The following is a 14,570-nucleotide window of genomic DNA, read 5'->3' as shown; positions in this document are numbered from 1 at the left end:
GGCCCGAGGCGATGTGTCGCCACGCCGCCTGACCTGCGAGGATTCGGCCCGTGACCAGCCTCGCCGACAGCCCGTTCCTCCGAGCCGCGCGCGGGGAGGAGCCCGGTCACACGCCCGTCTGGTTCATGCGACAGGCCGGTCGCTCGCTGCCGGAGTACCTCGCGCTGCGCGAGGGCACGGCGATGCTCGACGCCTGCATGGACCCCGACATGGTCGTCGAGATCACCCTCCAGCCCGTGCGGCGGTACGGCGTGGACGCGGCCATCTTCTTCTCCGACATCGTGCTGCCCCTCAAGGCCGTCGGGGTCGACCTCGACATCAAGCCCGGCGTCGGGCCCGTCGTCGCGCAGCCGGTGCGCACCCTGGCCGACGTGGAGGCGATCGACGACCTCACCGCCGACCACGTCCCCTTCATCACCCAGGCGGTGCAGGGGCTGGTGGGCGAGCTCGGCGGCACGCCGCTCATCGGCTTCGCCGGCGCCCCGTTCACCGTGGCGTCGTACCTCGTCGAGGGCGGTCCCTCCAAGGAGCACGCGAAGACCAAGGCGATGATGTTCGGCGCCCCCGAGGTCTGGGACGCGTTGATGACCAAGATCGCCGGCATCGCGGCCACCTACCTCCGGATCCAGGTCGAGGCCGGCGCGAGCGCCGTACAGCTCTTCGACTCCTGGGCCGGGGCGCTCACCCCCGCGGACTACCGCACACACGTGATGCCGCACTCCGCACGCGTGCTGGCCGCGGCCGGCGAGCTCGGCGTGCCGCGCATCCACTTCGGGGTCGGCACCACCAACCTGCTCGGCCTGATGGGCCAGGCCGGCGCCGACGTCGTGGGCGTCGACTGGCGCACCCCGCTCGAGAACGCCATCCCGCTGGTGGGGGACAAGGTCGTCCAGGGCAACCTCGACCCGACCCTGGTCTTCGCGCCGACCGACGTGATGACGGCCCGCGCGGGCGAGATCATCGAGGCCGGGCGGGCCGCGAAGGGTCACATCTTCAACCTCGGCCACGGCGTCATCCCGAGCACCGACCCCGACCAGCTCAAGCGGCTGACGGAGTTCGTGCAGTCCTACCCCCGCTGATCGCGGGCCGGGCGGGACCGCTCGGCGCCCGATCGCGGGGGCTGCGCGGGGCTGCTCGCGCTCGATCGCGGGGTAGTTGGGGACGAGCTGGTGGGCGTTCGGGCCCAGCTACGGCCCTGGCGGGCCGGCCCGGGCTCAGGACTCCGACGCGGGCGCCTTCCTGGTCGCCGTACGCCGCTGCGTCCGGGTCACGGTCGGCCTGGTGGTCGCGCTCCCGGCCACGCTCGGCGGGGTCGCCTCGGCCTGCGGCGTCGCAGCCTCGGGTGCCGGTGCCTCGGCAGCCTTGGTGACGCGCGGGGTCCGGGTCCGGGTGGTCTTCGTCGCCCTGACCACGGGAGCCTTGGCCTCCGGAGCCTCAGCCGCCGGAGCCTTCGTCGCCGGAGCCTTCGTCGCGTCCGACTTCGCCGCCGACTTGGCCGCCGCTGTCTTGCTGGCCGCCGCCTTGGTCGGTGCCTTCTTGGTCGCCGCCCTCGTGCCCCTGCCGGACGAGCCCTTGCCGGCCCCGGAGGTGGTCTCGGTCGTCGCCGGCTCGGACGTCGCCGGCTCGGCCCTGGCGGGCGCGGTCTTCGCGGCGGGCGCCTTGTCACCCGCCGCCTTGTCGGTTGCCTTGTCGGTTGCCTTGTCCGCCCCCTTGTCACCCGTCTTGGCCGGCGTGCCCTTGAGCCGCACCAGGATCTGACGACCCTCGGGGCGCGACTCGAGGTAGGGCTGGGCGCCGACCAGCGAGGAGAGCTTGGCGTGACCGAAGTTGCGGGGGTCGAAGCTGGCCTGGGTGCGGCTCAGGTGGTTGCCGATCGAGGAGACGCTGGTCCAGCCCTCGTCGTCGGCCGTCGCGTTGACGGCCCGGGTGAGCGCGCTCTCGAGGTTGAGCTGCGGCGCGTCGTCCTCGGTCAGGCCGTCGGCGCCGTCGGGCGCGTCCGGTCCGGCGCTGCGCCCGGAGGTCCCGGCCGGCTCCGCGGGCTCCTCGCCCAGGACCTCGAGGGCGATGAACCGGTCGCAGGCGTTCTGCAGGGACTGCGGGGTGCGCTGGCGCCCGAGGCCGTAGACGACCTTGCCGGACTCCCGCAGCCGCAGGGCGAGGCCGGTGAAGTCCGAGTCGCTGCTCACCAGCGCGAAGGCCTCGACGTTGCCGGCGTACAGCAGGTCCATCGCGTCGATGATGAGCGCCGAGTCGGTGGAGTTCTTGCCGACGGTGAAGGCGTTCTGGTGGATGGCGCGGATGGCGCGGGCGTTGAGCTCGCGGGTCCAGCCGCTGAGGCGCTGCGACGAGAAGTCGCCGTACGCGCGCTTGATGGTGGGGGTGCCGTACTTGGCGAGCTCCTCGAGCAACGCCTCCGCGTACTTGGGTGAGGTGTTGTCGGCGTCGATGAGCACGGCGATCCGGACACTGCTGCTGGGGTCGTGGTCCACCCCGGCACCCTACTGACGATCCGTGTCCGCGCGTACGCCGGAAGGCGCGGGCCGGGTGGTCGCCTCCCGGCCCGCGCCCGTGGTGCCCGCGCGTGGACGTCGACGGGTCGCGTGCCGACGTCCCCGCGCGGAGGGCCGCCGACGGTTCACACGCCGACGGCCCGGCTCGGGTGGCCTGTCGTGACAACTAGACCATATCGACCAAGTTACTAGACACAAGCGCGGAGTCCGGCACGGATCGAGCCTCGTCGTGCGCGGTTCTGCCGAGGGTGGACTCGGCGTCGCCTGTCGCCACCCCGCTCCCGGCCCCGGTCGCGGCCCCGCGGTAGCCGCCGGCGTGCCGCAGCAGGGCGACCTGCAGGTCCCGCAACGGTGCCGGCACGTGCTCGACCCTGCGTCGCAGCATGAGCAGCGAGACGGTGGTGGTGTCCCCGCGGATCGGGCGCGTGGTGATCACGCCGGCACCCACCAGCGGGTCGGCGGAGATGGAGAAGTCCGGCAGCACCGTGATGCCCAGCCCCTCCGCGACCATGGCCTTGCCCATCTCGGCCCCGTCGGTCGAGTACGTCGTCGCGGGCGGTCGGCCGTCGAAGAGCCGGTGCGCGAAGCGGTGCATCACGTAGCCCGGTCGCATCCCCACGAAGGGCTCGGCGCGCAGGTGGTCGACGCTCAGCTCCTCGAGCGCCGCCAGCGGGTGGTCGGTGCGCAGGCAGGCGACCGGTTGGCCGTGGACCAGCTCGCCCGCGACCAGGGTGCTGGGCACGTCGTCGCCGGGCAGCACGTTGACGAGTCCCAGGTCGAGCGTGCCCTCGGCCAGGCCCTGGTGGATCTCGGCCTGCTGGGCGTTGACGACCTCGACCCCGCCGTGGCCGTGGCGCTCGCGCAGGTCCCGCAGGGCGGGGGCCAGCAGCGTCGAGCTGGCGGTGTTGACGGTGCCGATCCGCAGCTCGCGGGCGCGGACGGCCTGGTCGCCCGCGGCCTGGCGGAGCCGGTCGACCGACTCGAGGACCTCGGTCATGTGCTGGAGCAGGTCGAGGCCCTCGCGGCTGATGCGCGAGCCGGAGCGGCGGCGGTCGAGGAGGGTGAGACCGAGCTCCCGCTCCAGCTTGGTCACCGCCTCGCTGAGCGCCGGCTGGGAGATGTGCAGCGCCTCGCTGGCCCGCCGCAGGGACCCGTGGGTCGTGACGGCCGCGACGTACTCCAGCTGTTCGATGCGCATGCGTGTGCTCCTGCTCGGTGGTGGGTGCGGCCTTGCACCGTGCTCGGAAGAACCTGCCGTGTCGTGCTGGTCCAGCCGGGGCTCGTGTGCCTAAAGTCTAGTAAACCACTACAGATACCCGAAGACGGGGATCCCGGCCCGAGCGCCCACCGGCGCGCCGAGGTCGGTCGCACGACCGGCTCGGGGCGACCCCCCGAGCCCGCCCGGCACACCTGAGGAGCGCCCGATGACCACACTCGAGACCCCGCCGCAGACCCCACGGCAGCCCCCGCAGCAGGCGGCGTCGCAGGCCCCGGCCGAGGCCCGCAACGTGGTGGGCAGGCCCGCCCACGACACCCCGCTGCTGCGACGCCTGCGCGCCGAGTGGGCACCCGTGCTGGAGGAGATCCGGGCCGGGGTCCTCCAGCGTGAGCTCGACGGCGAGCTGCCCGTGGGCGCCGTGCGCCGCCTCAAGCGCGCCGGGCTCGGCGCCGTCCGGGTGCCCACGGCACTCGGCGGGCGCGGAGCGACCCTGGTCGAGCTCACCCAGCTGTGGATCGAGCTGGCTGCGGTCGACGCCAACCTGCCCCAGGCCTTCCGCGGCCACTTCGCGTTCGCCGAGGACCGCCTCTGGCACCACGCACGCGGCTCGGACCAGCAGACGTGGTTCGACCGCTTCGTGGTCGGCGAGATCGCCGGCAACGCCTGGGCCGAGGTCGGCTCCACGTCCATCGACACGCAACGGACCACGGTGCGTCGCCGGGAGGGCGGGGACTTCCGCCTCGACGGCACGAAGTACTACACGACCGGCAGCATCTTCGCCGAGTGGGCCGACGTCCACGCCCGCGTGGTCAATCCCGATCGTCCCGACGAGGCCGACGACGACGTCGTCATCGCGATCGTGGACACCAGGGCGCCCGGCGTGAGCATCGTCGACGACTGGGACGGCTTCGGCCAGAAGGGCACGGGCAGCGGCACGACGACCTTCGACAACGTGCGCGTGCCGGAGGCGCGGGTGCTGCCCTTCGCCGAGCGGTTCCCGTACCAGACCGGCCTCTACCAGCTGAACCTGCTCGCCACCCTGGCCGGCATCGGGCGGGCCGCGCTGGACGACGTCGTCGACCGGGTCCGGGCCCGGACCCGCAACTACTCGCACGCCAACGCCCCCCGGGCGCGCGACGACGCACAGGTGCTGGCCAGGATCGGCGACATCGCGTCGGCCGTGTATGCCGCCGAGGCCGCCACCATCCGGGTCGCGGCCAGCCTCCAGGCGGTCGCGAACCTCGCGAACGCGCACCCCGACCTGGTCCGCGAGGCCGTCGAGGTGAGCGAGGTGGAGTCGTCGGCCGCGCAGGTGGTCGTGACCGACCTCGTGCTGGGGGTGACCAGCGACCTCTTCGACGCGCTCGGCGCCTCGGCGACCTCGCGCGCCGAGGGGCTCGACCGGCACTGGCGCAACGCCCGGACGGTGGCCTCGCACAACCCGCGGATCCTGAAGTCCCGCGTGGTCGGCGCCCACGTCGTCAACGGCACGCCGCCGCCGTACGCCTGGGTCGTGGGAGGCACCCGGCGCTCCCAGGACTGGCCGACCACCGGCTGACCCGACCGACCGGTCACGCACCGGCTCCACGAGGGGGTGACAGGTCCCGCCTGTCACCCCCTCGTCAACATCTGGCGCGCGGGGGACGGCGCTGCCTTGCATCTGCCCGATCAATTGTCCATAGTTTCAATAGACATAGACCACCAATCCAGGAGATCCCATGAGCGCCGCCGTCCACGTGGTCCCCGAGCCGGGGACCGTGCCCGTGCTGTCGGCCGACGAGGCGGTCGCCGTGGCCCGCGAGCTCGCGACCGGGCTCGCCGCGACGTCGGCCGAGCGCGACCTGCACCGGATCCTGCCGGAGCGGGAGGTGGAGCGGCTCTCGGCCTCCGGCCTGCTCGCCGTCACCGTCCCCGCGGCGTACGGCGGCGCCGACCTGCCCGCGGGCACGCTCGCCGAGGTCTTCCGGATCCTCGCCAGCGGGGACCCGAGCGTCGCGCAGGTCCCGCACAGCCACTTCGTCTACGTCAACGCGATGCGCCACCAGGGGACCCCGGAGCAGCAGGAGTTCTTCTTCGGCGAGGTGCTGGCCGGCAAGCGCCTCGGCAACGCCCAGTCCGAGATCGGCACCCGGCACGTCCGCGACATCCGCACCACGCTGACCCCCGCCGGGGGCGGGCGGTGGCGCCTCGACGGCACCAAGGGCTACGCCACGGGAGCGCTCTTCGCGCACTGGATCCCGGTGCTGGCCCACCTCGACACGCTCTCGGACCCGGGCCACGGGCCGCTGCACGTGGCGTGGGTCGAGCGGGACGCCGAGGGCGTCACGGTCACCGACGACTGGGCCGGGATGGGCCAGCGCACCACGGCCAGCGGCACCGTCGAGCTCGTCGACGTCGAGGTCGACGCCTCGCGGATCACCCCGTTCCACCTGACCTTCGAGGGTCCGCAGACCTACGGCGCGTTCGCGCAGCTACTGCACTCGGCGCTCGACGTCGGCATCGCCCGCGCGGCCGTGGACGACGCCGCGCTCTTCGTCCGGACCACGAGCCGGCCCTACCCGGACGCCGGCGTCGAGCGGGCCGCCGACGACCCGCTCGTCGTGCAGGCGCTCGGCCAGATGGAGCTCGGCGTGCGCGCGGCGGAGGCGCTGCTGCGCGAGGCGGGACGGGCCGTCGAGGCGGCCGACGCCGACCTCGACGAGGAGAGCGCCGGGGCCGCCAGCCTCGCGGTCGCCGCGTCCCGGGCGTCCTCGACCCAGGTCTCGGTCGACGTCGCCAGTCGGCTCTTCGAGGTCTGCGGCACCCGGTCGGCCCTCGACCGGCTCAACCTCAACCGGCACTGGCGCAACGCGCGCACCCACACCCTGCACGACCCGGCCGCCTGGAAGGTCCAGCACCTCGGCCGGTACGTCGTCGACGGCACCCTGCCGCCGAACCACGGCCAGCTGTGAGGGCTGCGGGCCACCGCCAGCACCTCGTCCACCGATCTCCACGAGAGGACCCCCCATGAAGTTCCACTGGTTCCTGCCCACCAACGGCGGCGACGGTCGCCACGTCGTCAGCGGCGGCCACGGCGTCTCCCACGGCGCAGGCGGTCGCCCGGCCAGCGTGCCCTACCTCGGACAGATCGCGCGGAGCGCGGAGCAGCTCGGCTTCGAGGCGGCGCTCACGCCGACGGGTGCCTGGTGCGAGGACGCCTGGCTGTCCACCGCGATGCTGGCCCCGCTCTCGGAGCGGCTGAAGTTCCTGGTCGCGTTCCGCCCCGGGATGACGTCGCCGACGCTGGCGGCGCAGATGGCCGCGACCTTCCAGAACCTCTCCGGCGGCCGGCTCCTGCTCAACGTCGTCACCGGCGGTGAGTCCCACGAGCAGCGGGCCTACGGCGACTTCCTCGACAAGGACGAGCGCTACCAGCGCTGCGACGAGTTCCTCGAGATCGTGACCAGGCTCTGGAAGGGCGAGCAGGTCACCTACACCGGGAAGCACCTGCGGGTCGAGGAGGCGCAGCTCCAGCAGCTGCCCGACCCGATCCCCGAGATCTACTTCGGCGGGTCCTCGCCGGCCGCCGGGGACGTGGCGGCCAAGCACGCCGACGTCTACCTCACCTGGGGCGAGCCGCCGGCGGCCGTGGCGAAGAAGATCGCCTGGATCCGCGAGCTCGCCGAGAAGCAGGGCCGCGAGATCCGCTTCGGCATCCGGATGCACACCATCAACCGCGACACCTCCGAGGAGGCGTGGGCCGAGGCCGACCGCCTGCTCGAGGGCATCGACGACGCGGAGATCCGGCGGGTCCAGGAGGGCCTGAAGAAGTCCGAGTCGGTCGGCCAGCAGAACATGCTCGCCCTCAACAACGGCTCCAAGGACTCGCTGGAGGTCTACCCGAACCTCTGGGCCGGGGTCGGCCTCATCCGCGGCGGTGCCGGGACGGCGCTGGTCGGCAGCCACGAGGAGGTCGCGGACCGCGTCGAGGAGTACGCCGCGCTCGGCATCGAGGAGTTCGTGCTCTCGGCCTACCCGCACCTCGAGGGCGCGTACCACTTCGGCGAGGGCGTGCTGCCCCTGCTGGAGAGGCGCGGCCTGTGGACCAACCCGGCCCCCGTCGTGGCCACCTCCTCGGTGCCCTTCGGCGGCCAGAGGGCCGCCTCGTGAGCAGCACCCCACGCGTCGCCGTCGTCGTCGGCAACCCCAAGCCGCTCTCGCGCACCCATGCAGCGGCCCTCACCCTGGCCGAGCGGCTGGGCGGCGCCGACCTGGTGGTCGACCTGGCGGACGTGGCCGGCGAGCTCTTCGACTGGTCCTCGACCCGGGTCACGGACCTCGTCGAGCAGGTGGCGGCCGCCGACCTGCTCGTCGTCGCCAGCCCGACGTACAAGGCGACCTACACCGGCCTGCTCAAGGCCTTCCTCGACCGTTTCCCGCACGAGGGGCTGGCCGGGGTGGTCGCCGTACCGCTGATGCTGGGGGCCGCGCCCGTCCACGCGCTGGCCCCCGAGCACGGGCTGCGCCCGCTGCTCGTCGAGCTGGGCGCCTCGGTGCCCACCCGCGGGCTGTACGTCCTCGACTCCCAGCACGCCGACCCCGCGCCGTACGACGCGTGGTTCGAGACCGCGGGCCCGCTGCTGGCCCGACCGAGCACGACCGACCTCCAGGTGGTGTCCGCATGAACGCCCAGACCCTCTCCCCGCTCGACCAGCGCACCCTGCGCGACGCCTTCGGGGCCTTCCCGTCCGGCGTGGTCGCGGTGGCCGCCTCCGTGAGGGGCCAGCTGACCGGCATCGCGGCGTCGTCGTTCACCTCGGTGAGCATCGACCCGCCCCTGGTGTCCTTCTCCATCGCCACGACCAGCTCGACGTGGCCGCTGCTGCGCGAGGCGAGCCACCTCGGCATCAGCGTGCTCGCCGACCACCACGACGACATCTGCCGCCAGCTCGCCGGCCCCCGCGAGCAGCGCTTCGACGGACTGCCGTTCGCGGTCACCGAGGACGGCGCGGTGCTGCTCGACGAGGCCGTGGCCACCTTCGACGTCACCGTCCACGAGGAGATCGAGGCCGGTGACCACCTCATCGTGCTGCTGGCCCTGCACGCCGTGGGCACCGGCGACGGCGAGCACCCGCTGGTGTTCCACCGCTCCGGCTTCGCCAAGCTCCACCGCGACGACCTCGACCCCGCCAGGCTCGACGGCCGCATCAACGGCGCGGAGGTCTCGCGCGCACCCGCGGCGGACACCGAGGGAGACGCCGCCTGAGCGTGGGCGGTTCCGGTCCACCGATGACCGGAGCCGCCCACGCTTCGGGCACTCGCCCCTCAGGCGGTGGTCGGGGGAGCCGGCGCCGGCCGGCGCCGGCGTGCCGCCCGGCGCACGAGCAGCCACGCCGGCAGCCCGAGCAGCGCCAGCACCACCGCGAACGGCAGGAGGGCGCCGGTGATGGTCGCCAGCCCGACGGCGACCGCGCCGAGGGCCTTCATGCCGCCGGTGAAGCCGGCGAGGAAGCCCGCGTCGCCCTCCTCCTCCCGGGGCTCGTCCTCCGGCGTACGGCTGATGTCGACGACGATCGTGGAGTCCCGGGTCTGGTCGGCGAGCCAGGCCTGCTGGCCCTTGAGGGAGTCGAGCTCGGCCTGCCGGCGCGTCAGCTGCGACTCGATCCAGATGATGTCCTTGAGGCCCTGGGCGCGGGCGAGCAGCTGCTCCACGCGCCGCAGGCTGGCCTCCTGGGCGCGCACCCGCACGTCGGTGTCGATCACCTGGGTGCTGACGTCCTCCGAGGACCGGTCCGAGCCCCGCAGGTCCGCCACGCCCTCCAGCGCGGTCATCGCGTCGCCGAAGCTCGCTGCGGGCACCCGCACCACCAGCCGGGCGTAGACGGGGCGGCCGTCCGCGTCGGTGTCGGTCTGCTCCTCGGTGACCTCGCCCCCGCTGCTGTCCACGACCCGCTGCACGTCGCGCCGGGCGTCGCGCACGTCGTCGCTCGTGAGGGAGACGGTGCCGGTGGAGATGACGCTGCGCTGCGACACCGCGGGCGGCCGGTTGACCCCGTCGGTCCCGGAGCCCGCTCCGGAGCCGGCCGACGAGCTGCTCGAGGTGTCGCCCGCGGCGCCGGTGTCCCGGTCCTGCGCCGCCTGGCCGCCGGCCGCTCCGTCCTCCTCGGCGGGGGCGACCTCGGAGGTGACCGCCCGGTCCTCGGACCCGGACGCCGCGTCCGAGCCGCCGTCGGAGGAGCAGGCGGCCAGCACGGCCGTCATGGAGATCGCGGCCGCGAGGCCGAGCAGCCGGCGGGTGCGCCGGGCGGTGTGCGGGTGAGTGGTCATGGGCGTCGGACGCCGGGTCGCCCGCCCGCGGTTCCCACCCGTCGTACGCCGTGACCGCATCGTGATGGGCGAGCGTGGGCGATCGCAGTGCTCGACGGCGGGGATCGCCCACGGTCGGGGCCGGGCCGCGTGGCAGGCTGGCCCGCGTGGGAGGCCGTGTGTGGGACGTCGTCGTGGTGGGTGCCGGGATCGGGGGCCTCACCGCCGCGCGTGACCTGGCGGCCGCGGGCCGCGAGGTGCTGGTCCTTGAAGGCTCGCCCGAGGTCGGCGGCAAGCTCCGGCGCGAGTCGGTCGGCGGGGTGGTCGTCGACGTCGGCGCGGAGGCGATGCTGGCCCGTCGGCCCGAGGGCGTCGCCCTGGCCGCGGAGCTGGGGATCGACGTCGTCCACCCGACGCCCGCCGCCTCCCAGGTGTGGTCGCGCGGCGCGCTGCGCCGGCTGCCGCGCAGCCTGATGGGGGTCCCCTTCGACCTCGACGACCTCGCCTCGAGCGGGGTCCTCTCGCCGGAGGGCCTGGCCCGCGCGAGCGTTGAGCGCGTCGGCGCCGCCCCCGACGGCGACGTCTCGGTGGGCGACCTCGTCGCCGACCGGCTCGGCGACGAGGTCGTGGAGCGGCTGGTCGAGCCGCTCCTGGGCGGGGTGTACGCCGGGAGCGCACGGCGCATCTCGACCGCCGCCGCCGTGCCCCAGCTCCTGGCCATGGCCCGTCGCGGGTCGCTGCTCGACCAGGCGTCGGCGATCGTGCCGTCCGACGCGCCGGTGTTCGCCGGGATCGCCGGTGGCATGGGCCTGCTGGCCGAGGCGCTCGCCGCGGGGCTCGAGGTGCGCACGTCCGCCACCGTCCGGGCCCTGGAGCAGGCGCCCGGGGGCTGGCGGCTCACCGTCGGCCCGGCCTCCGCGCCGGAGACCGTCACCGCGCGCTCGGTCGTGCTGGCCACCCCGGCCGCGCCGACGGCCCGGCTGCTCCGGGCGGTCGCGCCCGGCGTCGCCCGCGACCTGGCCGGCATCGAGGCGGCCAGCGTCGCGGTGGTGACCCTGGCCTTCGAGGCGCCCGCGGTCGCGGCGCTCGCGGACCGCTCCGGGGTGCTCGTGCCGCCCGTCGAGGGGCGGGGCATCAAGGCGAGCACCTTCTCCTTCGCCAAGTGGGACTGGGTGCGCGAGGCGGGCGACGGGCTGGCGCTGCTGCGCACCTCGCTGGGCAGGCACGGCGAGGAGGCCACGCTGCGACAGCGCGACGAGGCGCTCGTCGCGACCTCGCTCACCGACCTGGGGGCGCTGGCCGGGATCACCGCCACCCCGGTCGCCACGCACGTCCAGCGGTGGGGCGGGGGACTGCCGCAGTACGCCGTCGGCCACGTCGACCTGGTGGCCCGGGTGCGCGCCGGCCTGCCGCCCGGGATCGCGGTCTGCGGGGCGGCGTACGACGGGGTCGGGATCCCCGCCGTCATCGGCTCCGCCCACCGGGCGGCGGTTGTGCTGGCCCGGGCAGAATGAGCCCATGGCCAACAGCAACGCAGCCCGGACCCGCGAGCTCAACGACACCATCCGCTACACCATGTGGTCGGTCTTCAAGCTCCGTGACGTCATCGGGGACGCCGACCGGGAGGCCGAGGCGGCCGACCTGGAGGCGTTCCTGGAGGTGCTCGCCGAGGACGACGTGGTCGTGCGGGGCCTCTACGACGTCTCGGGCCTGCGCGGCGACGCCGACGTGATGGTGTGGTCGCACGCCGCGGACTCCGAGCAGCTCCAGGTCGCCTACAACGCGTTCCGGCGTACGGCGTTCGGTCGCCGCCTCGAGCCGGTCTGGTCGCAGATGGCGCTGCACCGTCCCGCGGAGTTCAACAAGTCGCACATCCCGGCCTTCCTGGCCGACGAGGAGGCGCGGCGCCACATCTGCGTCTACCCCTTCGTCCGCTCCTACGAGTGGTACCTCCTCGAGGACTCCGAGCGGCGCCGGATGCTGGCCGAGCACGGCCAGATGGCCCGCGACTACGCCGACGTCCGCGCCAACACGGTCGCGTCGTTCGCGCTGGGCGACTACGAGTGGATGCTGGCCTTCGAGGCCGACGAGCTGCACCGGATCGTCGACCTGATGCGCCACCTGCGCGCCTCGGACGCACGGCGCCACGTGCGCGAGGAGGTCCCGTTCTACACCGGGTCGCGGCTCTCGCCGAGCGAGATGCTCACCCGCCTGCCCTGACCGGGAGGAACCCGCCGTGCCCGCGCCTCGTCGTACCGCCATGAAGACCCTCGCCGCCGCCGTGACCGCCACCGCCCTGCTCGCGCTCGGTGCCTGCTCCACGGAGCAGGAGATGCGCGCGGTCGACCCCGCGGGTCGCCCGGACTCTTCGGCAGCGGAACCCACGGGGGCGATGCCGACCACGGCGCCCGCCGCCGAGGGCGAGGTCACGACCGGCGGCCTGGTGACCGTGCTGGACGACGGCGACGGTCCCGAGATGTGCCACGCGGTCGCCGAGTCCCTCCCGCCCCAGTGCGAGGGCGTGCCGATGGCCGACTGGGACTGGGCCGACCACCCCGAGCACGAGGACCAGGCGGGGGTGAAGTGGGGCAGCTTCGCGCTCACCGGCACCTTCGACGGCACGACATTCGCGGTCACCGACGCCGTCCCGGCCGCGTTGTACGACGCGCTCAACGAGGAGCCCGAGCCGCTGCCCGGCACGCCGTGCGAGCCGCCCTCCGGCGGGTGGGGGGTCGTCGACGCGGCCAAGGTCACCCCCGAGGCGATGGACGCGACCCTCACCGAGGCGGCCCGGCTGCCCGGCTTCGGCGGCACCTGGATGGACACCTCGCGCGATCCCTCGTCCACCAACGACCCGACCAAGGTGATCATCAACGTCGCCGTCACCGGGGACGTCGCGGCCGCCGAGGCGACCCTGCGCGAGACGTGGGGCGGCGCGCTGTGCGTGAGTCCCGCGCGCTACACCGAGGCCGAGCTCAACGAGGTCTCGCTGGAGCTCCAGAAGCTGCCCGGCGTGCTGTCGTCCTCGGCCGCCGACGACGTGGTGACGGCCGACGTGCTGTACGACGACGGGTCGCTGCAGTCGTGGGCCGACGAGGAGTACGGCGAGGGGCGCGTCGAGATCACCTCGGCGCTCCAGCCGGTGGAGGGCTGAGCCCGACGCTCCTGCGGCGGAGGTCCTGATCGGGCGGGTCGAAGAGCACTACTGGCCGGTAGTCGGCCCCGTCACGATGTGGGTGGAACCCCACACGAGGTGATCGCATGGCACGGCAGCACAGCGGGCACGGAATCGTCGCTCTCGACGGGCTCCCGGCGCTCGTGGTCGCGCGGCACCCGCTGGCCATGGTGTACGGCGGCGGCGGCGTCTTCGGCATCGCCTACACGGCGGGGGTCGCGGCGGGCCTGGCCGCCGGTGGGGTGCCCGTCGCCACCGCACCGTCCCTGGGCACCTCCGCCGGCTCCTGGACGGCCTCGGCCCTGGCCCTGGGCGTCTCCTACGAGGACTTCGCGGCCGTCAGCTCGCCCCGGGTCCCCACGCGACGGCCCGGGGTGCTGGCGGACGTGGCCCGGGAGCTCTTCGGCGAGCGGCGCCACCCGCTGGTCGCCGTGTCGGCCGTCTGCGTCCGGACGCGGCGGCGACACATCCTCGACGGTGGCCGGTACCCGCTGGCCGACCTGGTGGCCGCCTCCTCCGCCGTGCCGGGACTCTTCCCCCCGCACCGCATCGACGGGCGGCTCTACGTCGACGGGGGCATGTGGTCGGCGACGTCGGTCGACGCCGCGGCCGAGGCGGACCACGTCATCGTGATCGCGCCGCTGGCCGGCCTGGTGCTGGGTCCGCTGGGGCAGACGGCAGGGTTCCTGCTGGCGCGCGAGCTGCGCCGCTGGCGCCGTCGGCACCCCGACACCACCGTGACGTTGGTCCGGCCGGACCGCGCCATGGCACGCATGGCGGGCCTGCACCCCCTGGCGCTCTTCGACGACGAGCGCGCCCACGACGTGCACCCGCTGGCGTTCGACCAGGGGCTGCGGGTCGCCGAGGCGCTCGCGGCCGACCGGGACGACGAGGATCGCCTGGCTTCCGGCTCCGATCCCGCGGTGCTCGACACGGACCCGGCGGCCTGAGGCGGCCGTGGGCCGCCGGCGTACGGGTCAGGCGGGCTTGAGGTCGATGCTGATCGAGTTGATGCAGTAGCGATCGCCGGTGGGCGTGCCGTAGCCGTCGGGGAACACGTGGCCGAGGTGCGAGCCGCAGCTGGCGCAGCGCACCTCGACGCGCTTCATCCCGTGCGAGACGTCCTCGATGTACTCGATGGTGTCGGTGATCGGCTGGTAGAAGCTCGGCCAGCCGCAGCCGGAGTGGAACTTCGTCGTGCTGGTGAACAGCTCGGCACCGCATGCCTTGCAGGAGTAGGTGCCCTGCGTCTCGGTGTCGGTGTACTCACCGGTGAAGGCGCGCTCGGTCCCGGCCTGACGGAGCACGGCGTACTCCTCGGGGGACAGCTGGGCGCGCCACTCCTCGTCGGTCTTCTCCACGTCGTAGGCCATGGCGCCCA

General features: G+C 74.0%; 14 protein-coding genes. 10 read left to right on the top strand and 4 right to left on the bottom strand.

Features of this window, described 5'->3' with window-relative positions; translation table 11 throughout:
- Positions 1-41: 41 nt before the first annotated feature.
- A complete protein-coding gene (hemE, locus tag ASG94_RS05750) occupies positions 42-1,079 on the top strand; it encodes a uroporphyrinogen decarboxylase (protein WP_056925383.1) in 1,038 nt (345 codons plus the stop codon).
- Between the two features lie 135 nt (positions 1,080-1,214).
- Here the strand turns inward: hemE and ASG94_RS21265 are convergent, their stop codons facing one another.
- Together ASG94_RS21265 and ASG94_RS05740 are read right to left on the bottom strand one after the other, a co-directional pair.
- On the bottom strand, positions 1,215-2,489 hold the full coding sequence (locus ASG94_RS21265; RefSeq protein WP_082623958.1) for an NYN domain-containing protein: 1,275 nt from the start codon (positions 2,487-2,489) through the stop codon (positions 1,215-1,217).
- A gap of 187 nt (positions 2,490-2,676) precedes the next feature.
- Positions 2,677-3,708, bottom strand: coding sequence for a LysR family transcriptional regulator (locus ASG94_RS05740; RefSeq protein ID WP_082623957.1), 1,032 nt, complete (start codon positions 3,706-3,708; stop codon positions 2,677-2,679).
- A 226-nt stretch (positions 3,709-3,934) separates the two neighbouring features.
- Here ASG94_RS05740 and ASG94_RS05735 point away from each other — a divergent pair, with 226 nt between their 5' ends.
- The 5 genes from ASG94_RS05735 (at position 3,935) to ASG94_RS05715 (ending at position 8,974) form a co-directional block, all read left to right on the top strand.
- Positions 3,935-5,287, top strand: a complete 1,353-nt coding sequence (locus ASG94_RS05735) for an acyl-CoA dehydrogenase family protein (RefSeq protein WP_082623956.1) — start codon at positions 3,935-3,937, stop codon at positions 5,285-5,287.
- Positions 5,288-5,447: 160 nt separating this feature from the next.
- Positions 5,448-6,680, top strand: a complete 1,233-nt coding sequence (locus tag ASG94_RS05730; protein ID WP_056925382.1) for an SfnB family sulfur acquisition oxidoreductase — start codon at positions 5,448-5,450, stop codon at positions 6,678-6,680.
- A 55-nt stretch (positions 6,681-6,735) separates the two neighbouring features.
- Entirely contained in the window at positions 6,736-7,878 is a 1,143-nt protein-coding gene (locus tag ASG94_RS05725) for an LLM class flavin-dependent oxidoreductase (protein ID WP_056925381.1), read from the top strand.
- On the top strand, positions 7,875-8,393 hold the full coding sequence (locus tag ASG94_RS05720) for an NADPH-dependent FMN reductase (protein ID WP_056925380.1): 519 nt from the start codon (positions 7,875-7,877) through the stop codon (positions 8,391-8,393). The genes ASG94_RS05725 and ASG94_RS05720 overlap by 4 nt, the downstream gene beginning before the upstream one ends.
- On the top strand, positions 8,390-8,974 hold the full coding sequence (locus tag ASG94_RS05715) for a flavin reductase family protein (RefSeq protein ID WP_082623955.1): 585 nt from the start codon (positions 8,390-8,392) through the stop codon (positions 8,972-8,974). The genes ASG94_RS05720 and ASG94_RS05715 overlap by 4 nt, the downstream gene beginning before the upstream one ends.
- A 59-nt stretch (positions 8,975-9,033) precedes the next feature.
- Here ASG94_RS05715 and ASG94_RS05710 read toward each other — a convergent pair whose 3' ends face one another.
- On the bottom strand, positions 9,034-10,035 hold the full coding sequence (locus tag ASG94_RS05710; RefSeq protein WP_056925379.1) for a DUF4349 domain-containing protein: 1,002 nt from the start codon (positions 10,033-10,035) through the stop codon (positions 9,034-9,036).
- Positions 10,036-10,181: 146 nt separating this feature from the next.
- On the opposite strand from ASG94_RS05710, the gene hemG reads away from it, so the two are divergent.
- The 4 genes from hemG to ASG94_RS05690 all read left to right on the top strand — a co-directional run bounded on the left by hemG (position 10,182) and on the right by ASG94_RS05690 (position 14,139).
- A complete protein-coding gene (hemG, locus tag ASG94_RS05705) occupies positions 10,182-11,528 on the top strand; it encodes a protoporphyrinogen oxidase (protein WP_235537140.1) in 1,347 nt (448 codons plus the stop codon).
- Between the two features lie 4 nt (positions 11,529-11,532).
- Positions 11,533-12,234 carry a hydrogen peroxide-dependent heme synthase gene (gene hemQ / locus ASG94_RS05700; protein WP_056925377.1) on the top strand — a complete coding sequence of 234 codons (702 nt, stop codon included), beginning with the start codon at positions 11,533-11,535 and terminating at the stop codon, positions 12,232-12,234.
- A gap of 16 nt (positions 12,235-12,250) precedes the next feature.
- Complete coding sequence (locus tag ASG94_RS05695; RefSeq protein ID WP_162260789.1) at positions 12,251-13,168, top strand: hypothetical protein; 918 nt, start codon at positions 12,251-12,253, stop codon at positions 13,166-13,168.
- Positions 13,169-13,275: 107 nt separating this feature from the next.
- Complete coding sequence (locus ASG94_RS05690; RefSeq protein ID WP_056925375.1) at positions 13,276-14,139, top strand: patatin-like phospholipase family protein; 864 nt, start codon at positions 13,276-13,278, stop codon at positions 14,137-14,139.
- A gap of 27 nt (positions 14,140-14,166) precedes the next feature.
- Here the strand turns inward: ASG94_RS05690 and msrB are convergent, their stop codons facing one another.
- On the bottom strand, positions 14,167-14,562 hold the full coding sequence (gene msrB, locus ASG94_RS05685; RefSeq protein WP_056925374.1) for a peptide-methionine (R)-S-oxide reductase MsrB: 396 nt from the start codon (positions 14,560-14,562) through the stop codon (positions 14,167-14,169).
- Positions 14,563-14,570 lie beyond the last annotated feature (8 nt).

The organism is Nocardioides sp. Soil805 (assembly GCF_001429625.1).
In the GTDB taxonomy this organism is placed as follows: domain Bacteria; phylum Actinomycetota; class Actinomycetes; order Propionibacteriales; family Nocardioidaceae; genus Nocardioides.
The sequence above is the reverse complement of the archived record's forward strand: the minus strand, read 5'-3'. Positions and strand labels throughout refer to the sequence as shown.